General features: G+C 50.9%; 18 protein-coding genes. 3 read left to right on the top strand and 15 right to left on the bottom strand.

Annotated elements, in window-relative coordinates; translation table 11 throughout:
- Nucleotides 1-263: 263 nt before the first annotated feature.
- From MYS68_RS02040 to serC, 6 genes are all read right to left on the bottom strand, one after another.
- Complete coding sequence (locus MYS68_RS02040; protein WP_248924223.1) at nt 264-875, bottom strand: MarR family winged helix-turn-helix transcriptional regulator; 612 nt, start codon at nt 873-875, stop codon at nt 264-266.
- A gap of 77 nt (nt 876-952) precedes the next feature.
- Nucleotides 953-1,216 (bottom strand): thioredoxin family protein, encoded by a 264-nt coding sequence (locus MYS68_RS02035; protein ID WP_420852083.1) that lies wholly within the window; start codon nt 1,214-1,216, stop codon nt 953-955.
- A 37-nt stretch (nt 1,217-1,253) separates the two neighbouring features.
- A complete protein-coding gene (gene cyoE, locus MYS68_RS02030; RefSeq protein ID WP_248924221.1) occupies nt 1,254-2,153 on the bottom strand; it encodes a heme o synthase in 900 nt (299 codons plus the stop codon).
- Nucleotides 2,154-2,263: 110 nt separating this feature from the next.
- Nucleotides 2,264-2,947 carry an MOSC domain-containing protein gene (locus MYS68_RS02025; protein ID WP_248924220.1) on the bottom strand — a complete coding sequence of 228 codons (684 nt, stop codon included), beginning with the start codon at nt 2,945-2,947 and terminating at the stop codon, nt 2,264-2,266.
- Nucleotides 2,948-3,047: 100 nt separating this feature from the next.
- The gene (gene pdxS / locus MYS68_RS02020) at nt 3,048-3,929 is read right to left on the bottom strand and encodes a pyridoxal 5'-phosphate synthase lyase subunit PdxS (RefSeq protein ID WP_248924219.1); all 882 of its coding nucleotides are present in this window, start codon (nt 3,927-3,929) and stop codon (nt 3,048-3,050) included.
- A 60-nt stretch (nt 3,930-3,989) separates the two neighbouring features.
- Complete coding sequence (gene serC / locus MYS68_RS02015; protein WP_248924218.1) at nt 3,990-5,075, bottom strand: 3-phosphoserine/phosphohydroxythreonine transaminase; 1,086 nt, start codon at nt 5,073-5,075, stop codon at nt 3,990-3,992.
- Between the two features lie 98 nt (nt 5,076-5,173).
- Between serC and MYS68_RS02010 the strand changes: the two genes are divergently transcribed.
- The gene (locus MYS68_RS02010) at nt 5,174-6,073 is read left to right on the top strand and encodes a LysR family transcriptional regulator (protein WP_248924217.1); all 900 of its coding nucleotides are present in this window, start codon (nt 5,174-5,176) and stop codon (nt 6,071-6,073) included.
- Between the two features lie 35 nt (nt 6,074-6,108).
- On the opposite strand, the gene MYS68_RS02005 is transcribed toward MYS68_RS02010, so the two are convergent.
- The 4 genes from MYS68_RS02005 to MYS68_RS01990 form a co-directional block, all read right to left on the bottom strand.
- Nucleotides 6,109-7,296 (bottom strand): acetylornithine transaminase, encoded by a 1,188-nt coding sequence (locus MYS68_RS02005; RefSeq protein WP_248924216.1) that lies wholly within the window; start codon nt 7,294-7,296, stop codon nt 6,109-6,111.
- Between the two features lie 5 nt (nt 7,297-7,301).
- Nucleotides 7,302-8,519 carry a cysteine desulfurase gene (locus tag MYS68_RS02000; RefSeq protein WP_248924215.1) on the bottom strand — a complete coding sequence of 406 codons (1,218 nt, stop codon included), beginning with the start codon at nt 8,517-8,519 and terminating at the stop codon, nt 7,302-7,304.
- A 25-nt stretch (nt 8,520-8,544) separates the two neighbouring features.
- On the bottom strand, nt 8,545-9,786 hold the full coding sequence (locus MYS68_RS01995) for a serine hydroxymethyltransferase (RefSeq protein WP_248924214.1): 1,242 nt from the start codon (nt 9,784-9,786) through the stop codon (nt 8,545-8,547).
- A gap of 65 nt (nt 9,787-9,851) precedes the next feature.
- Entirely contained in the window at nt 9,852-11,321 is a 1,470-nt protein-coding gene (locus MYS68_RS01990; protein WP_248924213.1) for an aminotransferase class I/II-fold pyridoxal phosphate-dependent enzyme, read from the bottom strand.
- Nucleotides 11,322-11,514: 193 nt separating this feature from the next.
- Between MYS68_RS01990 and asd the strand changes: the two genes are divergently transcribed.
- Nucleotides 11,515-12,354, top strand: a complete 840-nt coding sequence (gene asd / locus MYS68_RS01985) for an archaetidylserine decarboxylase (RefSeq protein ID WP_338043540.1) — start codon at nt 11,515-11,517, stop codon at nt 12,352-12,354.
- A gap of 248 nt (nt 12,355-12,602) precedes the next feature.
- Here asd and MYS68_RS01980 read toward each other — a convergent pair whose 3' ends face one another.
- Nucleotides 12,603-13,397 (bottom strand): alpha/beta fold hydrolase, encoded by a 795-nt coding sequence (locus tag MYS68_RS01980; protein ID WP_248924211.1) that lies wholly within the window; start codon nt 13,395-13,397, stop codon nt 12,603-12,605.
- Between the two features lie 25 nt (nt 13,398-13,422).
- Nucleotides 13,423-14,367 (bottom strand): LysR family transcriptional regulator, encoded by a 945-nt coding sequence (locus MYS68_RS01975; RefSeq protein WP_248924210.1) that lies wholly within the window; start codon nt 14,365-14,367, stop codon nt 13,423-13,425.
- A 125-nt stretch (nt 14,368-14,492) separates the two neighbouring features.
- Here MYS68_RS01975 and MYS68_RS01970 point away from each other — a divergent pair, with 125 nt between their 5' ends.
- The gene (locus MYS68_RS01970; protein ID WP_248924209.1) at nt 14,493-15,566 is read left to right on the top strand and encodes a YeiH family protein; all 1,074 of its coding nucleotides are present in this window, start codon (nt 14,493-14,495) and stop codon (nt 15,564-15,566) included.
- A 166-nt stretch (nt 15,567-15,732) separates the two neighbouring features.
- Here MYS68_RS01970 and MYS68_RS01965 read toward each other — a convergent pair whose 3' ends face one another.
- The 3 genes from MYS68_RS01965 to MYS68_RS01955 all read right to left on the bottom strand — a co-directional run bounded on the left by MYS68_RS01965 (nt 15,733) and on the right by MYS68_RS01955 (nt 19,235).
- Nucleotides 15,733-16,605 (bottom strand): carbohydrate ABC transporter permease, encoded by an 873-nt coding sequence (locus MYS68_RS01965; protein WP_248924208.1) that lies wholly within the window; start codon nt 16,603-16,605, stop codon nt 15,733-15,735.
- 25 nt (nt 16,606-16,630) lie between these two features.
- Nucleotides 16,631-17,536, bottom strand: coding sequence for an ABC transporter permease (locus tag MYS68_RS01960; RefSeq protein ID WP_248924207.1), 906 nt, complete (start codon nt 17,534-17,536; stop codon nt 16,631-16,633).
- Nucleotides 17,537-17,612: 76 nt separating this feature from the next.
- Entirely contained in the window at nt 17,613-19,235 is a 1,623-nt protein-coding gene (locus tag MYS68_RS01955) for an extracellular solute-binding protein (protein ID WP_420852199.1), read from the bottom strand.
- Nucleotides 19,236-19,748: the final 513 nt, after the last annotated feature.

The following is a 19,748-nucleotide window of genomic DNA, read 5'->3' as shown; positions in this document are numbered from 1 at the left end:
TCGAGTTCATTGTATAAGGGCGGCCGGAAGATACGGAGCTTCCCGGCTCTTTACCCCTTCGAAATATACCATGCGCGGCATAGGGTTGATAATCGATAAATCGCAGGTTCGATGTATAAAAAAAGACGGTTTTTGTTTTGCGGCGTACTCTTCGCCAAGTATGCGCCAGAAACACAAATCGCCGAGGATGCACCCTCGGCGATTGGTTTCTCTATTTTTTCTCGCCCCATAAATCCGCGTCTTGGAAAGGTGCCCGTGCCGGCTTATTCTCCGCTTGCGGGGCTATGCTCCGGACATTCTTTCAACGTCGCCTCATGGGTTAAAAACTTTTGAATCATCGCGCAAAAATGCGGCGCCTCCGGTGTCCCCGTATCCGGTCTAAAATGAACGCAACCCCTGCAGGGTTCCGCGACGACCAAATAACCTTCCTTCTTGAGAGAGTCGACGACCCCGCCCAATCCAATTTCAAGGTTAGCGAGCACATTTGCCGAAAGACTTTCCAAAGCGTTCTCCAGTCTGCCGGCCCATCGATCCAAATTGCGAACGACCTGCTTGCCCTTATCGGTAAGCAGCAGTGAAGTTATTCGCCGGTCCTCCTGGTTTTTGTTTTTTACCACAAGCCCTTTATCGATAAGACTGTTGATTAATTTCACGGCGGTTACATGAGTTGTGCTAATGGAATCGGCAAGGTTGCCCATCGTAGCCATGTCGCTTCTTGTATGGTATATGAACAGCAGCGCCTGGGCTTGCACGGGAGAGAGACCGACGGCATCTCCTTCCATTTGGGTCATTTTTTTGATCCCTTGCGTAATGCGAAACAGCGCCATTGCCACTCTTGCGGCACGATTGTTTTGTCTGCTTTGAGGGTCAAACACTTCGGAACATTCCTTCCCGAGATTCTTCCCTCCATTATACACCAACCGGCTATTCCGCAAAATAAGAAGCAAATAAACTATTTCAAATCATCCAGGCTCGCACCGAAGTTAATGTGATACACCGCGCCGTTTACTACTAAAGCCGGAACAGACTTTACGCCAAAACCTTCCGCCTCAGCCAAACGGGATGTCTGTTGGCCGATATGAACAATCTCCACCTGCAGCTTTGTCTTGTCAAACAGCCCGAGAAGCGCCTGCTCCGCATCGACGCAAACAGGGCACCCCGCGTGATAAAACGTTGCTTTTTCCATTCCAATCTCTCCCTTCCATTTATGTAGCATTGCTACATATTTAATATAGGCATTTATGGCAAAAAAGTCAACCGTATATTTGTCGCCAAAGTGCCGTATCTATCATGATCATCAAAAAAGACATCGTTAAAAAATAGAGGGAAAATCGGAAGTTACTTGCAGCCCATTTCGTTTCGTCTTTCGTCATCAGACCGTTTACGCACTTCGAAAACCAAATGATCAGGAGTATCGAGGAAACGATCAAATAACTGCGCCCGACGTAATTATGGTCAAATAGCAAGTAATTAACGGGAAATAAGGCCGCGACGTACGGCAGCATTTGAATTTTTGTCCGGCGGACGCCTTTTGCTACGGGAAGTAAAGGATAGCCTGCGGCCCTGTATTCTTCTTTCTTCAAGATCCCAAGCGCCCAGAAATGCGGCGGCTGCCATAGAAAAAGAATGAAAAATAACAGCCATGCGCCAAGCTCCAGCTCGTTCGAGAAGCTGCAGTACCCGATCAAAGGCGGCATGGATCCGGAAATGCCTCCAACGGATGTACTCCATGTTGAAGTCGGCTTAAGCCACGCGGTATAGATGACTGCGTAAACCAACAATCCGATCAATCCCAAAACCATGCAGAGTGGATTAACGAATACGAGCAGAACGACTAGCCCAACAAATCCCGCCACGATACCGGCCACGAGTACATTTCCGGGCTTCAAGCGCCCGCTTGGCAAAGGTCGGTTTCTTGTCCTTGCCATGTTCAAATCCCGGAATCGATCCAGATAATTATTCATCATGGAAGCGGAGGCTATGAGCAGTGTTGTCCCCACCATCATGAAGATCAGGGACGAATATTCGACATTCCACCCGGAGGCAAGGCAGTAACCGGCAAACGCACAAAAAAGATTTTCAGCCAAAATCCTCGGCTTTATTACCGAAATCCAGTCTTCCCAGGCTGGGTGGGAAACCCGTCGGTTCGTCATAAGATCAGCTCCTTGCCTCTGGGCAGACTGCCTTGCGATACGCGTCGCTGCCGACCAGGGCCGATCCCAATCGCAGTCAAACGATCCTGTATATCCATGCCCGGTTCACCTCATTCACTGCCGCTCAATCTTTCCCGCGGATTTGCCTCGATCCCTTCCAAACGTTTTAGAAATGTCGCTCTCCAGTTAACCGACAATTCTTCAACTTCGAGGATTTTATGAATGCCGGCAATATGATCTTTCTCATGATGCATGATACGGTTTGCGTAGGAAACCGTTATTGCTTTAGGATGAGAGAATATCCTTGTCAAGCCGCCGGACCCGGATACAACCCCTTCCTTCAAAACACGAAAATAAAAGCCCGTGCGGCCGGTTTCCTGCACTTTTAAAGGCATGTCAGGCGCGCCGTATTTGACGGACAATTTGTAGCATGGCTGGCGCGGCTGGCTGACCTGCACAACCGCTTCTCCAAGCTGAAATACATCGCCGATGCATACGTCCGTTTCCAACAATCCCCGAATCGTTAAATTTTCTCCGAATGCCCCGTATTCCAACGTTCTCTGCAATTCTTTTTCCCAATACGGATAGTGTTCATAAGGGTAGACGCATACGGCCTTCTCCTTGCCGCCGTGATGAACAAGGTCTGCCTGGCCATCCCCCTCAAAGTTGAACCGGGATAAAAATAAAGATTCGCTTGCAGGAAATTTGAATATGCCGGTGGAAACCTCTTTGTCTTTAAACGGTACTTTCCTCGGTTTACCTATATTAATCGAAAGGATTTCGACATGTTTCATAAGCCATCTCCCAAGTGTAGGAATCATTCCCCGAATGTTTGTTGAGCGTCTTTGCAGCCTTGCGGTGCAAAACTTCGGTTCCCGCAGCCGCCTCTTTATGCTACCACCCGCGCTCTTGCATGCGATCGTTCGCTTGGAGCTTGGATATCTCCATCCCCTTCATCGGGGCTCCCAAACCTTTGGATACGTCCGCGATCAGCTCAAAATCCATAAAATGCGTTGTCGCTTCAACGATGGCACGGGCGAATTTCTCCGGTTGTTCCGACTTGAATATGCCTGATCCTACAAACACACCGTCCGCCCCCAAGTGCATCATTAGCGCCGCGTCTGCAGGAGTCGCCACCCCGCCGGCGGCAAAGTTGACAACAGGCAACTTACCCGTTTCTTTCACACTTAGCAGCAATTCATAGGGGGCGCCGAGCAGTTTGGCCTCAGCCATAAGTTCGTCTTTACTCATTCCCCGCACCTTGCGTATTTGCCCCTGCATCATGCGCATATGGCGCACCGCTTCTACAATGTTGCCTGTACCGGGCTCCCCTTTGGTACGAATCATCGACGCCCCCTCGCCGATTCGGCGCAATGCTTCCCCCAAATCTCTGGCCCCGCAAACGAAAGGGACGGTAAACTCATGCTTGTCGATATGAAAATGGTCATCGGCAGGCGTCAATACTTCACTTTCGTCGATATAATCCACACCCAGAGCTTCAAGTACCCGGGCTTCAACGTAGTGGCCGATGCGCGCTTTCGCCATTACCGGTATCGATACAGCCTTCATTACCTGATCCACAAGCACCGGGTCCGCCATTCGGGCAACTCCGCCTGCTGCGCGGATGTCCGCCGGTACTCTCTCCAGAGCCATTACCGCAGTAGCGCCGGACGCTTCAGCGATTTTGGCCTGCTCTGCACTCATCACATCCATGATGACGCCGCCTTTTTGCATTTCCGCCATACCTCTCTTAACAACAATCGTCCCCGATTCCATATCGCATTCCTCCATGTTTTCGTTATTTTCCTATTATCCTACTCATCTTCAGCGCTCCGTTTACCCGAAACTTTGTTGGAAATGCCGCATAAAATCCGCTAACGCTTTACATTGTTCATAAGTAACCGCATTGTATAACGAAGCCCGAAGATGGCCCGCATCCCGGTGTCCCTTCAAACCCACAAATCCATTCAACTCCGCTTGCCGCAAAAAAAGCTTCTCCTGTTCATCGTTATAAACGCGGAACGTAACATTCATCATCGACCGGCTGTTCCGGTCGGCCAGCCCGCCGAAAAAACCACCGCTGTCATCGATAGCTCCATATACCAAATCGGCTTTTAGCCGGTTCCGCCGCTCCATGCCTTCCACTCCCCCGTTGTTTCGAATCCATTTCAGCACAAGGTTAACCATGTAGACGGAAAATACTGGCGGTGTATGGAAAAGGGAGCGGTTCTTTGCATGAATCCGGTAATTCAGAATATCGGGAATGTTATCGGGGATGCCGTCCAGCAAATCTCTGCGAATGATGATGACCGTCACGCCGGAAGGTCCCATGTTTTTTTGGGCGCCCGCATAAATAAGTGCAAAATTCGAAACCTCAAAGGTCCGTGACAGGATGTCGCTGGACATATCGGCAATCAGCGGTATGTCGCCCGTATCGGGAAAATCGCGGTACTGAATGCCCGCTATCGTTTCGTTCGAGGTGAGATGCACGTAGGCCATCCCCGAACGAAAGCTTACTCCTTGCACTTCGGGAACCTTTTTATACCGGTCGGCTTCCGAGCTTGCCGCAATGACGATCTTGCCCACTTTGCCCGCTTCCGCTATCGCTTTGCCCGACCAGGTACCGCTGTGTATATAACCGGCAACTCGTCCATCGGTCAAAAAATTGATGGGCACCATGGCAAATTGCGTGCTCGCACCTCCCTGCAGAAACAGCACCTCATAACCGGAAGGAACGTCGAGCAGTTCCTGCAGCAGCTGCTGGGTTTCGAAGTTGATCTCTTCATATTGCTTGCTTCTGTGCGATATTTCCGTTACGGATAAACCGGTGCCCCGAAAGTCAAGAAGCTCATCGCGCGCTTGAAGCAGCACTTCCAAGGGAAGTCCGGCAGGTCCTGCGTTGAAGTTGTACGGTTTATTCATTTACGCTTACCTCCTCTTGTCTATTAGAGATTTTTTATCATTCATATTATAATAATCGTAATTTCCTATTATTGAAGCCGGTTAAGGAGGCTGACTTTATGGAATTGAAACAATTGGAGTATTTTATGGCGGTATGCCAGGAGCTGCACTTTACCCGTGCCGCTGAGAAGCTGGGTATTGCCCAGCCCTCGCTCAGCCAGCAAATTCGTTTGCTCGAGCACGAAATCGGCACACCGTTGTTTGACCGCATCGGCAAACGAACCGTTATTACCGAAGCCGGCAAAATGCTGCTGCATCACAGCTATAATGTTTTTCACGAATTATCCCAGGCTCGTGCCGCGATAAGCGAGCTGCAGGGCTTGAAAAGAGGGGCGCTAAAGATCGGCGCACTTTTAACGGTAGTCAATTACTTGCTTCCGCCTACCGTAATCCGGTTTCACCAAAATTATCCCAACATCGAGCTGTCCGTTCTCGGATTGCGAACCGGGGATATTTTCGACGGGCTTCTGCAAAATGAGCTCGATTTGGGCATCGTCTATTTACCGATGGAGCATGACGACCTGGAAACGATCCCGTTATTTAAAGAAAATCTTGCTCTTGCAGCACCTGTCGACCATCCCGTCTCCAAGGAACCGTTTGTTACGCTTGAAATATTAAAAGAAACGCCGAGCGTTTTGCTGCCGAGCTCGTATTTTTTGCGGCAGCTGATCAACGAGCAGTGCCGCCGGCTCGATTTTAAACCGCAGCGAATCATGGAAATGACGACCATGGAATCCATCGTCAATATGGTCGCGCAAGGCGTCGGCGTCACCATCTTGCCGAAAGGTTACCTCGATTATATCGGCAACAAGCATATTCGGACGATCCCGATTCAAAATCCGGTGCTCACGACCCAAATCGGCCTCGTTTATCGAAAAAACAAATATTTATGCGCGGCAAGCCGGGTGTTTATGGAACAGCTGCTTGCGACGGTAAAAGGCGAACACTTCAGCCAATAAAGCCGCTGGCAGGCGCCGGCCTCCGGCCGGCGGATTCAAACGAAGAAACCGGAGCTTATCAATACGGTGCAAATAATGTCCACTGCCCGATCAATTTCTTCTTTGCTCACATACAGGCTCGGCATAAACCGAATGACATGAGAACCTCCAGGCAGCACCAGCAGCCCGTGCCGTTGCAGCTCGCAAATGATCGGGGCGACCGGCTCGCGGCATTCGATGCCGATCAGCAGTCCGAGCCCCCTTACGGCCTGAATGACGGAATATCGCCGCAGTTGATCCGTCAGTCTTTGGATGGCGTACGCCCCCATCCGTTCCGCGCGTTCGAAAAGCCGCTCCTCCAGCATCGTTTCCAACGTGGCCAGACCGGCTGCGGAGGCAAGCGGCGCTCCTCCGAACGTTGAGGCGTGGCTTCCCGCCGAAAATGCGTCCCGGAGCTTTTGCTTGCCCATCATGGCGCCTATTGGAAATCCGCTGGCCAGCCCTTTGGCTAGCGTAACAATATCCGGCTCGATGCCGTAATGCTCATAGGCAAACAGCTTCCCTGTGCGCCCCAATCCCGTCTGCACCTCATCGACGATAAGAAGCAGACCGTTCTCCTTGCACAGCTCGGAAAGCCCGGTCACAAATTCACATTCCGCCGGATGAACGCCGCTCTCCCCCTGGACGAGCTCCAGCATGACGGCCGCCGTCTTATCGGTAATCAAGTCTCTTACGGCCCGTATATCGTTATAGGGCGCATACGCAAACCCTTCCGGCAAAGGAAAAAATCCATCCTTGACTTTATCCTGCCCCGTCGCGGTCAATGTCGCTAACGTACGGCCATGAAAAGACTTCTCGAACGTGATGATCTCGAATCTGCCGTTTTTGAGCACCCGCTGATGATACCTTCTGGCGCATTTGATCGCCGCTTCGTTCGCTTCCGCACCACTGTTGCAAAAGAAAACGAGATCCGCGCAGCTATGGGCCGCGAGCATTTGCGCCAGCTTCTCCTGATCCGGGATTTGAAACAGGTTGGATACGTGCCATACCCGTTCGAGCTGCTCCTGAAGCCGCTTCTTTACTTTCCCGGGGACGTGTCCCAGATTGCATGCCGCCAGTCCGGACATAAAATCCAAATACTCCCGGCCTTTATCGTCCCATAGCCGGGTACCTTCCCCTTTAACCAAATTAATCGGGTATTTCGAATACGTCGGAAACAGAGCACTATTGGCGGTCGTATCCATGAAAGTCACTCCTTGAAAAACTGCTTCGTTTGATATAAAGCCGACAGGAATCGATCTACATCCTCTTCCGTGTTATACATATAAAAGCTGGCGCGCGCCGTAGCCCCGGCACCCAAATGATGCATAAGCGGCTCGCAGCAATGATGTCCGGCGCGAATGGCCACCCCGTACGTATCAAGCACGGTGGCGACATCATGAGGATGAATCGCCCCCAAATTAAACGTAACGAGCCCGAGCCGGCCATCCTCCGGGCCATAGATCGACAAATGCTCCATTCGCTTCAACCGCTCCACCGCATAGCGCGTCAATTGCTTGTCGTGCTCCGCTATGCTGTCCAATCCGATTTGCCCCAGGAAATCGATCGCCGCCCCCAAGCCAATTGCGCCCGCAATCGGCGGCGTGCCCCCTTCGAACCTCCACGGCGTCTCCTTCCACGACGAATCGTGCAAGCCGACCCGCTCGATCATTTCTCCTCCGAATTCGATCGGCTCCATTTGCTCCAGAAGCGGCTTTTTCCCGTATAAAACTCCTATACCGGTCGGCCCGCACATTTTGTGTCCCGAAAATGCATAAAAATCGCAGTCCAATTCTTGAACGTTCACCCTCATATGGGGAACGCTTTGCGCTCCGTCTACGACAAGCACAGCCCCGTGCCTATGAGCAATGGCCGCCATTTGTTTCACCGGATTGGCCACGCCCAGCACATTGGATACGTGCGAAACCGCCACAACCTTCGTCCGGTTCGTCATCGTTTTTTCCGCATCTTCGATGGAAAACGTCCCGTCCGATTGAAGAGGAATATATTTTAATACGGCTCCCGCCGTCTTTGCCGCTTGCTGCCACGGAAGCAAATTGCTGTGATGCTCCATCGCGGACACGACGATCTCGTCCCCGCTCCCGCACACCGCTCTTGCATAGCTGCCCGCCACAAGATTGATGGCCGACGTCGTCCCGCGGGTGAAGACGATTTCCCGCTCCGATTTCGCATGGAGAAAACGTGCCGCTTTGACACGCGCGGTTTCGTAGGCGTCCGTCGCTCGCGAACCGAGCGTATGAACCCCCCGATGGACATTCGCATTATCCCGTTCATAAAATCGCCGGACTGCTTCGATCACCTGAATCGGCTTTTGAGCGGAGGCGGCGCTGTCCAAATAAACGAGAGGATGTCCGTTCATGTATTGACCCAATATCGGGAAAAATTCGCGTATATCATAAGGCAGCATATTCAGCCCACCCTTCCTTATCCGTTTAAACGGCGTCGTATAAAGGAAACCGGCCGGTGATTTCCTTCACCTTTCCGCCTAGCTGCTCCAGAAGGAACGAGCGATGCGGATTTTTTAAAGCGACCGCCATGATCCTCGCGATCTCCTTCATTTCTTCATGTCCCATGCCTCTTGTTGTCACCGCAGGGGTCCCGATGCGAATCCCGCTCGTTACGATCGGACTTGCCGTATCGAAAGGAATCGCATTTTTGTTCACTGTAATCCCGATGCCGTCCAGCAAATGCTGAGCTTCCTTGCCCGTCAGACCGATGCTCCGCAGGTCGACGAGAACGATATGATTGTCGGTTCCCCCTGTGACCACATGCAGCCCTTCCGCCATTAGCGCCTCCGCCAAATGTTTGGCGTTGTGGATTACTTTTTCCATATAAGACTTGAATTCGGGAGCGGCCGCTTCTTTAAAGGAAACGGCTTTAGCCGCAATCACGTGCATGAGGGGACCGCCCTGAGTGGCCGGAAAGACCGCTTTATCAATACCCTGCGCCCATGCTTTTCGGCACAAAATCACCCCGCCCCTCGGACCTCGCAGCGTTTTATGGGTTGTCGTCGTCACAAAATGGGCGTGCGGAACGGGATTCGGATGCAGGCCGGCAGCGACAATGCCCGCGATATGTGCCATATCTACGAGGAACAAGGCACCCGAGTCTTCGGCAATCCGGGCAAACGGCTCAAAATCAATCGTGCGCGGATAAGCGCTCGCCCCCACCACAATCATGCGGGGCTTGTGTTTAAGAGCCATTTTTCGCACTTCGTCAAAATCGATACGGTAGGTTTCAGGGTTAACCCCATAAGGTATAAAATTATATATCCTTCCGGACGAATTGACGGGGCTTCCGTGAGTCAAATGACCTCCGTGCGACAAGTTCATCCCCAAGATCGTGTCTCCGGGTTCGGCAGCGGCAAAATATACGGCCATATTGGCCTGTGCCCCCGAATGGGGCTGTACATTGGCATGTTCGGCGCCGAACAACTCCATGACCCTCCGCCTGGCTATTTCCTCCACAATATCCACATACTCGCAGCCTCCGTAATATCTCTTGCCGGGGTAGCCTTCGGCATACTTATTGGTCAAAACGGTGCCCATCGCTTCCAACACAGCCCTGCTCACGAAATTTTCGGATGCGATAAGTTCGATTTTGTCGCGCTGCCGTTCAAGCTCCTGACGAATGGCTGCGGCTACAGCCGGATCTTGCTTGAATAACTGTTCCATTTGTTATCCTCCTCTGAACAAAGTCCCCAATTATCCTTAAAAATTTGCTTCAATATTTCCTGGCACTAAAAAATCGCTTTCGCTTCAACAACAACCTTGACGTTTTGCAGGGATGGATCCTCGGGTCCTTTTACGGGAAGACCGACTTCCAAATGATCGAGGATATAACGAATGTGCTGTTCCGCGATCAGCTCGCCGGGTAGCAAAATGGGAATTCCCGGCGGGTACACATAAACGGATTCAGCCATAATGCGTCCGGCCGATTGCTTTAAGGGAACGAGCTCGGTGTCCCCATAAAAAGCATCCCTCGGCGTAAGCGTCAGCTGCGGGATATCCGGAACGTTCACCTCCACCTCCCGGAAATCGCGTTTAACGGGATGGACCTCCGCAAGCTCCGACAAAGCTTTGAGCAGGCAATCTACGGTTTCTTCCGAATCGCCCGGAGTCACGATGCAAAGGATGTTGTACATATCGCTCAGTTCCACCTCGATATTGTGGTGCTGCCGCAGCCAATTTTCCGCCTCGTATCCGGTAATGCCGAGCTCCCGTACATGCACCGTAAGCTTTGTCGGATCGAAATCGAACGCCGCATCGGTCCACAATATTTCTCTGCCGAAAGAAGCGAGGCCGGGTATTTCATTGATTCGTTCCCTGGCATATTCGGCGAGGCTGATCGCCTTTTCCAATAAATTGCGGCCTTGCAAGGCGAGATGCTTGCGCGCCGCGTCCAAGGAGGAAAGCAAAATGTAGGACGTGGATGTCGTTGTCAGCATGCTGAAAATCGTCTGCACCTTTTTGGGCTGTACGATCCCTTTTTTAATATGAAGCAGCGAGCTTTGCGTGAGCGACCCGCCAAGCTTGTGCATGCTGGTCGCAGCCATATCCGCCCCGGCCTGCATAGCCGACAGCGGCAGCGTTTCGTGAAAGTGCAGCAGCGCTCCATGCGCTTCGTCGACAAGGACGGGAATGCCGTATTGATGGGCAAGTTCGACGATCGCCTTTAAATTCGTGCATACGCCGAAATAAGTCGGATTGATGACGAGCACAGCCTTGGCATCCGGATGCCTTTCAAGCGCCTTCCTCACCGAACGGACGGAAATGCCGTGATCGATTCCCCATTTTGCATCCCGTTCGGGCGTTACGAAGACGGGCTTCGAGCCGGCAAGGACGATCGCAGATAAAATCGACTTATGGAGGTTACGCGGCACGATAATCTTATCGCCCGGCCCGCAGACCGACATGATCATGGTCATATTGGCTCCGCTTGTCCCTTGTACGGAGAACAAAGTATAGTCTGCGCCAAATGCATGAGCGGCCAAGCGCTGCGCTTCGTCAATCACACCGGCGGGCTGATGCAAATCATCGAGAGGTGCGATATTGATTAAATCGATGGACAGGACGTTCTCGCCCAAAAATGCTCTAAACTCGCTTTCCATTCCTACTCCTTTTTTATGACCCGGTATGTGGAATGGAATCGGGTTCCGCTTGGCATGCTCAAGCAATGCCGTAAATAATGGTGTACGATGTTGCTCCATAGTGGATAACCAATTCCTTCCGGATGAGCTTCGTTTTCCGGTTCAGTATAAATCGCGAGAAACGTATCGTTCAATACTATTGTTTATATAATTACGATAGGCGTTACCTATCAATCACATTCGCCAAACGCGGCTCCAGCCTATCATAATGATAGTTAATTTGTAATTGAAGCCGGAATGCACGGCCGATATAATGCAATTTATCTTGACAACTTACCGAAGGTTGGCGATCCCGATGAAAAGTCAGCACTTTTTGCGTTTATTGACCGAGCTAACGTCCTATAAGTGGTCTTCCCGTTTGATCGGTTCGTTTACCAAAACAAAGACGAGCCGTCTGCTGATTCCGTGGTATTCGAAAACTTACGCCATTTGTAATGAAGAAGCTGAAAAACCGGTTAGCGCTTATCGATCGTTAAACGATTTTTTTACCCGCCGTTTGAAAAGCGGGCTGCGGCCCGTCGACCCATATACCGCTTCGCTTGTTAGCCCGGTGGATGCCACTGTCACCGAAATCGGACGGATTCATGACAACTTGTCAATCCGCGTTAAGGGGCAGGAGTACAAAGTCGGGGAATTGTTGGGGCGTTCAATTATACCCGGCAACTTCAATGGAGGTTTTTTTATTATTTTATATTTGAGTCCAGCCGACTATCATCGCATCCATTCGCCCGTCAGCGGGTTTATTCGCGAGACAGCCCATATTCCGGGAAAAGCATATCCGGTCAATGAATTCGGTTTGAAACATATGCGCAAAGTTTTAAAACGCAACGAAAGGCTCATTACCTATATGCAGCACCGGTACGGGATCCTATCGATCGTTAAAGTCGGCGCTATGAACGTTTGCAGCATAAAATACACGGAACCTCTTTCGCTCCGTCTCAACAAAGGAGATGAATTTGCTTATTTTGAGTTCGGCTCAACCATCATCCTGCTTATGGAAAATGAACCATTCGAGTTCCGTAGCGGGCTTGGATTGGGCAGCCGGGTGCGTGTAGGTGAACCTTTAGGTTATTGGGTGGCTCAGATGAACTAGAGAGAAGATCTTTTGGGAGGTACCATGCATAATATGTTAATTTTTACCAAATACTTGCGAGACATAATACGATCGTCGTTCTTATCGTTTTCTTATTCATCATTCCCGTATACGCATCATGGGGAGAGTACATCAGCTCGGGCATCTCGGAGCGCTTATCGCTTTGGTCATATTCCGCCGCTCGGCGCTCCGGCTGAAAACAGCCCAAAAATGGAAGCCGCTGTGGACGTGCTTCCGATACCATCCATTCACCCCGAAACTTTAAGAAAGGCATGAATAACCTCTGCCAGCTGCTTAGGCGTCTCCATCATGCTCATATGTCCGGCTTTTGGAATGACATGTTGGGTCGCATAGTTACTAGTAGCCGAAAAAGCACGCTCTCGCGATATGAGCTGATCGTGTTCGCCTGCAACGAGCAGTACAGGTACCTTCGCATCCAGAATAACTTGACTCCGATCGGGTCTGGTCCGCATCCCTTCTAACGTGCGGATCGCCCCGTCTGGATGGGTCCCATAACCAATCTTTTTCGCTGCTTCCACCCGATCGGTCATTTGTTCCACATGAGCAGGTGCGAATAATTTCGGAATCAGACCGTTAACGAATACGTTTAATCCCTGTTCTCGGATGGTCTTCATGCTATTCAAACGGCCTTCCTTACCCTTTTCATCGTCGGGCAAAGCGGTAGAATGTATGAATCCGAAACGTGTTAATTTCTCCATATGACGCTCAGCAAATGCCAAGGAAACATACCCTCCCAACGAGTGACCCAATAATGTCGCTTTCTCCACTCCCAGCTGTTGAAGAAGCCGGTCCATATCGTCCGCCATGACATCCATCGAATAGGACCCGTCGGGGGCATCCGAGTCTCCGTGTCCTCTTAGATCAGGAAAAATAAACCGGTAATCCGATGGAAGGTAAGTTTGTATGGCGTCCCAATACGATGAGCTGCCGCAAAAACCATGGAGCAGTACGACCGCCTCCCCTCGCCCTGTTTCTTTATAAGCTATTTTGTTGGAATCTACCGTTACAAACTTTTTTTCCATGATTAAAATCATCCTTTCTTTAATCCTAATAATCCTTATTTACGGCTGTCTGTTCCACTCCATGCTCTTTCATCAGCCTATTGATCCCGGGAGATTGTTCATGCAGAAACTTTTCAAATAATTGAGTTGCTTTCGTTTGAAAATTCGATTTCCTTACCACGATGGAGAATTTTCTTTCTACAGGGGTATCCATGAATCGAATTTCGCAAAGCGTATTCCACATAAGCTCTTTGCGTACAACCCACTTTGATAATACAGTAAGACCGAGCCCCGCTTCCACCGATTCCTTGATCATTTGCGAGCTGCTGTATTCCACTACCGATTTGGGCTGAATGCCGTAAGTTCTAAAAACATGATCCGTAATCTCCCTCGTACCTGAACCGCGTTCCCGAATAATCCAGTTTTCGTTCTCCATCTGATTGGCCGTAATGTGTTTCCGGGATGCTAACGGATGATTGTATGCGCCGACGATCACAACCGTATCCTCTGCAAAAGGGCGCACGTCGACGTTGTTATCATGCACGGATTTTCCTTCAATGATCCCGATATCCAGCGTTCCTTCGGCAACCTGCTTCACTACGGTAATGGTGTTGTCGATGGATATTACGGGAATGATCTTGCCGTATGAGCTGCGAAACCCGGCAATGATGTGAGGCAAAACGTATTCCCCGAATGTAAAGCTGGCACCGATATACAGCGATCCGCTGGCTTCCTCTTTCAGATCTTTAATAAGCCGATCCATTTGGTCATATCTGCTTAAAATTTCCTTTGCATGATGGTAAACCACCTCACCGGCTTTTGTCAAACGCACGTATTTATTGGTTCTGTCGAATAATTTCACATCAAACCTGTGTTCAAGCGTCTGAATGTGCTGACTGATCGCAGGCTGGCTGATAAAAAGTTTTTCCGCGGCGCGCGTAAAGTTTTGTTCATCGGCCACCGTCACAAAAGCAAGCAGTTGTTGATCCATAACCCTTTCACCCGTCCCGTAAGATACATAACCATAAACTTATTATCATCATAATTATAATGTATTTTTATTATCAATGAAACTCCACTATACTTTGGCTATGTTAGAAGGTGGAGGTGGAAAATATGGACATCCAAAAATCGGCTGCAGCAATAACCGATTCATTCCATATCGTGGGAAAGGAGGCCCATCTGCGCGCAAACCGGAACACATCCCGGGACCGGCTGCGGCTCGGGGGAATTGCTTTTACTTTTGCGATCGCTTTATTGGGGTTGGGCTTGTCGAAATTGCCGCTGTTTGATCGCATGGGACAGCTTGCATGCGCCATTCTTATCGCGGTCATGTATCGGCAAGTCGCGGGTTATCCGGAAGCGATTCGCCCGGGCATTCAGTTCTCGGCCAAAAAATTGCTGCGCTGCGCGATCATTCTATACGGATTAAAGCTGAATATCGATGTCGTTTTGCACCAAGGACTTTGGCTGTTGGTTCGGGACACGGGTACGATTGTATTTGCCATCGGTGCCACCGTGCTCCTGGCAAAATGGCTCCAAGCGGATCGTGCCCTCTCCCTGTTGTTGGGGATCGGAACCGGCGTATGCGGAGCTGCAGCGATTGCGGCAGTGTCGCCGATTTTGAAAGCCAAAGAAGAGGATACGGCAATGGGGGCCGGAATTATCGCACTCATGGGAACCATCTTTGCCATAGGTTATACCTTTATTCGTCCGTTTGTCCCTTTTTCGGCGGTCAGCTACGGAATTTGGGCGGGCGTAAGCCTTCATGAGATTGCACATGTGGCATTAGCCGCCGCCCCGGCCGGTCAAGACGTTTTGGCGGATGCCCTGCTGGCTAAATTGGGCCGCGTGTTTCTGCTGGTTCCGCTCAGCTTTATTCTGATGGTTTGGATGAAGCGGAAGGGAAAGACGAAATCGAGCGAGGCCAAAATCGAATTCCCTTGGTTTCTTGTCGGATTCATTTTGATGAGTTTGGTCGGAAGCTACATGATCGGGAAATCGGTCATTATTCAGGCCCAAGTGATGAACCGTGTGGCAGATGTTACAACTTTTCTCTTAACGATGGCCATGGTGGGTCTGGGACTCAATGTGAGCTTCAAGGATTTGCGCACGAAAGCCTTGCGCCCCTTGTTAGCTATGACCGTTGTATCATTGCTTTTAACCATAATCACTTTCTTTACGGTCTGAAACCTGGCAAACCCGATTTTGACGAACGTCGTTGCAGGCGCCAAGAGCTCAAGAACGCAGCAAAAAGACTCCGGATTTTTTTTCGGAGTCTTTCAAGTCCCCAATCAGGACGGATATGCCGATCCCCTGCACTTCCCGGTCCGGTCTCCCTGACCGGCCATGCTCTTTACCCTTTCACCGAGCCTACCATAATGCCGGAGACGAAGTGCTTCTGCAGCCACGGATATACGATCAGAATCGGTACGGTGGCGAACATGATGTTGGCGGCCTTCAGGCTCTCGGGCACAATTTCGACGATCCGGCTTCCTTCCATCTGCAATAAATCGGCGGCCATGCTGTTCATGATCAGCTGATACAGCTTAAGCTGCAGCGGATATAATTTCGGGTCCGTGATGTAAAATAACGTGTCCATGAACCCGTTCCAGCGGTTTACGGCATAGAAGAGGCTTAACGTGGCGAGAACCGGCATGGAGAGAGGAAGGACAATCCGGGTTAGCATCCGAAAGTAGCTGCAGCCGTCGAGCTCGGCGGATTCCTCCAGACTTTTTGGAATCGATTGAAAAAAAGTGATCAAAATGATCATGTAAAACGGATTGATCATAAGCGGCAGGATCATCGACCAGACCGTATTCAACAAGTTCAGCTGTTTAACCAAAATGTATTCGGGAATGATGCCGCCGCTGAAAAACATCGTGATGACGATCATATACATGACGAACTTCCGGCCCTTCAGCTCCGTCTTGGTCAAAGGATATGCGGCGGCAATCGTCATCGCCATACAAATCGCCGTATATAATGCGGTTAAGATGATGGTAAAACCGAGCGATCTCAGCATCGTCGCATCGCCGATTACCCGCTCGTACGCCTGCACGCTCCATTCGATCGGAAACAGAGTGACTTCCCCGGACAGGATCGGACGATTGGAGCTGAGCGAAATCGCTGCGATATGAAGAAAAGGAGCCAAACACAGCACCAAACATAAGCTGAGGAGCGTGATGTTCACCGCATCGAAGGCCCGGTTTGCCGTTTTTGCACCCATGCTAACACTCCCTTCGGGCTGAGCCCTAAATAATGCCCTGATCGGTCGTTTTTTTGGAGATGTAGTTGGAGGTCAAAATGAAGACAAGCCCCACGACCGCTTGAAAAAAGCCGACGCCGGTCGCCAGCGAATAATTGCCGTTTTGCATGCCCATTTTGTAGACGAACGTGCTGAGCACTTCGGAAAATTCGCTGACCTGCACATTGCCCAGCACGTACGGGCGGTCAAAGCCGATTTGCACCATCTCCCCCAGCCTCAGCAGCAGAAGGACGATGATCGTCGGTTTGATGCCGGGCAGCGTAATATGCCATATTCTCGCCAGTCTTCCGGCTCCATCGGACTCCGCCGCTTCGTAAAGCTCTTGATTGATGCCGGTCATCGCGGCGAGGTAAATGATCGTTCCCCAGCCCGCGCTTTGCCAGATTCCGGTCCCGAGGTAAGTGATCAGCCAATCGTACTTATCGGAAAGGAACGGAACGGGTTCGATTCCCATTTTGCCGAGCAGGATATTGACGATCCCCGTTTTCGTCGCGAAAACCTGGTATACGATCCCGCCGATAATGATCCACGAAATAAAATGCGGAAGATACAAAATGGTTTGCGATAGCTTCTTGAACCATCGGATTCGGAGTTCGTTCAGCATAACGGCAAGGATGATCGGGGCCGGAAACGAAACGAGCAGATCGAGAAAGTTCAGCATAAACGTATTTCTCAGCGCAGTATAAAACGTCGGCATTTGAAAGATATCGCGGAAAGTAGCGAGCCCGTTCCATGGACTTTTGTTAATGCCTTGAAAGAAGTTGAAATCTTTAAACGCTATGGTCACTCCGTACATGGGGCCGTATTTGAAAACGGCAAAATATAAGACGGGAAGCGCCAGCAGCGCATATAGCTGCCAGTACCGCGAAATATAAATTCGTAAGCCTCCCATACTCTTCATCTCCTTACACCCGTATGAAAAGGCTCATGCATGAGAGAGGCGTCTCCCCCATGCATGAAGCGATAGCTTATTTTTTCATTTGCGGATACAATTCTTTTCTCTCCTTGGCAATTTCCGCCCCGCCGTTGGCCATGTAGTCCTGCAGCGCCGCGTCATACACCTTGTCAAAGTCCGCCGGCTTGGCGATGATCGCTTTGACGAGAAGCTCCTGGTATTTGTCCTTCAGCACCTTCGTGTATTTCACCTCGGATTGCATCGGCCGCGGCAGACGAATCTGCGGAATGCCGTCCGTGAGGCCGTTCTTTTTGGCAATAGCCGCATCTTTGCGCTGCTCCTCCGGCAGACCCGTTACTTGGGCGGCTACGTTTTTCTCCGGATCGCCGAAATCGATGCCGTTGGTCACAATGAGCATGTCGCCGAAGTTGTACAGCAGGTTTTTCGTATCGTCGGACACGATGGTCGTGGGGATGCCGTTTTCCAGCTTGTAGTTTTTACCCTCCACCCCGAAGGCCATCATGTACATGTTTTCCTTCTGGGCCATCCAGTTCAAATATTTCACGGCTTCGGCCGCATGCTTGCTCGATTTCGGAACCATGATGAACATGCCGGCAGGAATATAAGAAGGCTTCGCATGCTTGCCCTGATCGTTCGTATACGGATCGATCGGCGTGAGCTTCGCTCCCGGCACGTTCTTTTGCAGCACTTCGAGGTTGGCTCCGATGCCGTAGCTGGTGCCTGCATCCTCGGCATACATGCCCGTCTTGCCGGCCATGACATCCTGGTTCAGCTTCTTCTTATCCTTATCCAAAGCGAAGTCGGGACTCATGAGGCCCTCGTTGTACAGCTTGTTCAGGAAGCGGACCCCGTCCTTATGTCCGGGCAGCGTGACCGGCTGGTCGGAGGATCCGAAGCGCTGCGTCAACGTGAATCGCTCTTCGTCCGATATATTGGTTTTCAGGAAGGAATAAATGATCGGTTCATAAGAAGCCTCGAACAACCCGAAGCCGAGAGGAATCGTTTGATCGCCGCCGGGCTTCTTCTCTTTAAACGCTTTCAGCGTGTTGTAAACTTCCTCCGTCGACTTCGGCACCGGCAGGTTCAGTTTATCCAGCCAGTCCTGGCGAATCATGGAGGAGTATTTGCCCAAATAAACCCGCTTGGCCGGAATGGCGTACTGGACATTGTCGAACTTGCCGTTCGCGAGCGTATCCGCCCCCAGGTAGCTTTTCAGGTTCGCGCCATGTTCGTCGATCAGCTTGCCGAGGTCGGTTAGGCCTCCCTGCTGCGCATATTTGTAGACGAGGTTCGAGTCGTACGTAAAAACGATATCCGGGGCATCCCCGCTGGCCATCAGCACGTTCAGCTTATCCACTTCCTGTGCCCGCGGTACCGGCACGTATTCGAGCTTGATGTTGTTTTTGTCCCCGAAATTTTGCTGGACCCATTTGGTCATCAGATTGTCCGTTACGGTCATTCCCGTCGGGGAATTGCCGCGGTCGAACACCTCGACTTTTAATGTAACCTGCTGCGCCGGTGCCGGAGCAGCCGTTTTCCCTTGGTCCTTGGCGTTTGTTTGTTCATTGCCGGACCCTTCCTTACTCGTACATGCGGTCAGCATGCTGAATGCCATCGTCGCCGATACCGAGCAGGCGAGCATCCGTTTCGCTAACGATTTTCTCAAGAGAGCCATCTCCTTTTTAAAAATTCGTTCGATATGCGATCCCGCCGGCGTCATCCGCCGGATCTGATTCCGTTATACCGGGAAAGCAAAACGGCGGCAATCAACATGATTCCGCCGCTTTACCAAATCGCCGTAAGGAGCCCTGCACATGGAGGCAACCATTTTCCGGCAACAAACATATTTCCGGTTTCTTATAATGGGAGCACCCCCTAAACAAGATGACCGAGCATCACAATGGGGAATGAAAATGGGCGCCATCGTCTATTTTCCCATCAAATCCCCCTGCAGGCTTCCGTAGCCGGCTGCCCTTAAGGCGCCCCCCAGCGCAATGTTGTAAGGTTAAGCGGGAACATAGCGGAACTATGATTCGCTAAGTGGGGCGATTTCGGATATTTTTGGAAATTAGCGGAACTCAGGTGCGGTATTTGTCTGTTTCTCCACTCCTCAAGCCATTTTTCACCGATTTAGCGCATCTCAGTTCCTCTATTTTTTCAAATCACCCATTTTTCCGAGAATAGCGAA

The sequence above is a fragment of the Paenibacillus hamazuiensis genome (assembly GCF_023276405.1).
In the GTDB taxonomy this organism is placed as follows: domain Bacteria; phylum Bacillota; class Bacilli; order Paenibacillales; family NBRC-103111; genus Paenibacillus_AF; species Paenibacillus_AF hamazuiensis.
Note: the sequence above shows the minus strand (reverse complement) of the source record. Positions and strands in the feature narration are given on the sequence as shown.

What these genes read in the sequence shown, in the direction of transcription:
- MYS68_RS02035 (WP_420852083.1), bottom strand. Translation starts at nt 1,216, where the DNA reads ATGCTACATAAATGGAAGGGAGAGATTGGAATGGAAAAAGCAACGTTT.
- cyoE (WP_248924221.1), bottom strand. Translation starts at nt 2,153, where the DNA reads ATGACGAACCGACGGGTTTCCCACCCAGCCTGGGAAGACTGGATTTCG.
- MYS68_RS02025 (WP_248924220.1), bottom strand. Translation starts at nt 2,947, where the DNA reads ATGAAACATGTCGAAATCCTTTCGATTAATATAGGTAAACCGAGGAAA.
- pdxS (WP_248924219.1), bottom strand. Translation starts at nt 3,929, where the DNA reads ATGGAATCGGGGACGATTGTTGTTAAGAGAGGTATGGCGGAAATGCAA.
- serC (WP_248924218.1), bottom strand. Translation starts at nt 5,075, where the DNA reads ATGAATAAACCGTACAACTTCAACGCAGGACCTGCCGGACTTCCCTTG.
- MYS68_RS02010 (WP_248924217.1), top strand. Translation starts at nt 5,174, where the DNA reads ATGGAATTGAAACAATTGGAGTATTTTATGGCGGTATGCCAGGAGCTG.
- MYS68_RS02005 (WP_248924216.1), bottom strand. Translation starts at nt 7,296, where the DNA reads ATGGATACGACCGCCAATAGTGCTCTGTTTCCGACGTATTCGAAATAC.
- MYS68_RS02000 (WP_248924215.1), bottom strand. Translation starts at nt 8,519, where the DNA reads ATGCTGCCTTATGATATACGCGAATTTTTCCCGATATTGGGTCAATAC.
- MYS68_RS01995 (WP_248924214.1), bottom strand. Translation starts at nt 9,786, where the DNA reads ATGGAACAGTTATTCAAGCAAGATCCGGCTGTAGCCGCAGCCATTCGT.
- MYS68_RS01990 (WP_248924213.1), bottom strand. Translation starts at nt 11,321, where the DNA reads ATGGAGCAACATCGTACACCATTATTTACGGCATTGCTTGAGCATGCC.
- asd (WP_338043540.1), top strand. Translation starts at nt 11,515, where the DNA reads ATGCAATTTATCTTGACAACTTACCGAAGGTTGGCGATCCCGATGAAA.
- MYS68_RS01980 (WP_248924211.1), bottom strand. Translation starts at nt 13,397, where the DNA reads ATGGAAAAAAAGTTTGTAACGGTAGATTCCAACAAAATAGCTTATAAA.
- MYS68_RS01975 (WP_248924210.1), bottom strand. Translation starts at nt 14,367, where the DNA reads ATGGATCAACAACTGCTTGCTTTTGTGACGGTGGCCGATGAACAAAAC.
- MYS68_RS01970 (WP_248924209.1), top strand. Translation starts at nt 14,493, where the DNA reads ATGGACATCCAAAAATCGGCTGCAGCAATAACCGATTCATTCCATATC.
- MYS68_RS01965 (WP_248924208.1), bottom strand. Translation starts at nt 16,605, where the DNA reads ATGGGTGCAAAAACGGCAAACCGGGCCTTCGATGCGGTGAACATCACG.
- MYS68_RS01960 (WP_248924207.1), bottom strand. Translation starts at nt 17,536, where the DNA reads ATGGGAGGCTTACGAATTTATATTTCGCGGTACTGGCAGCTATATGCG.
- MYS68_RS01955 (WP_420852199.1), bottom strand. Translation starts at nt 19,235, where the DNA reads ATGGCTCTCTTGAGAAAATCGTTAGCGAAACGGATGCTCGCCTGCTCG.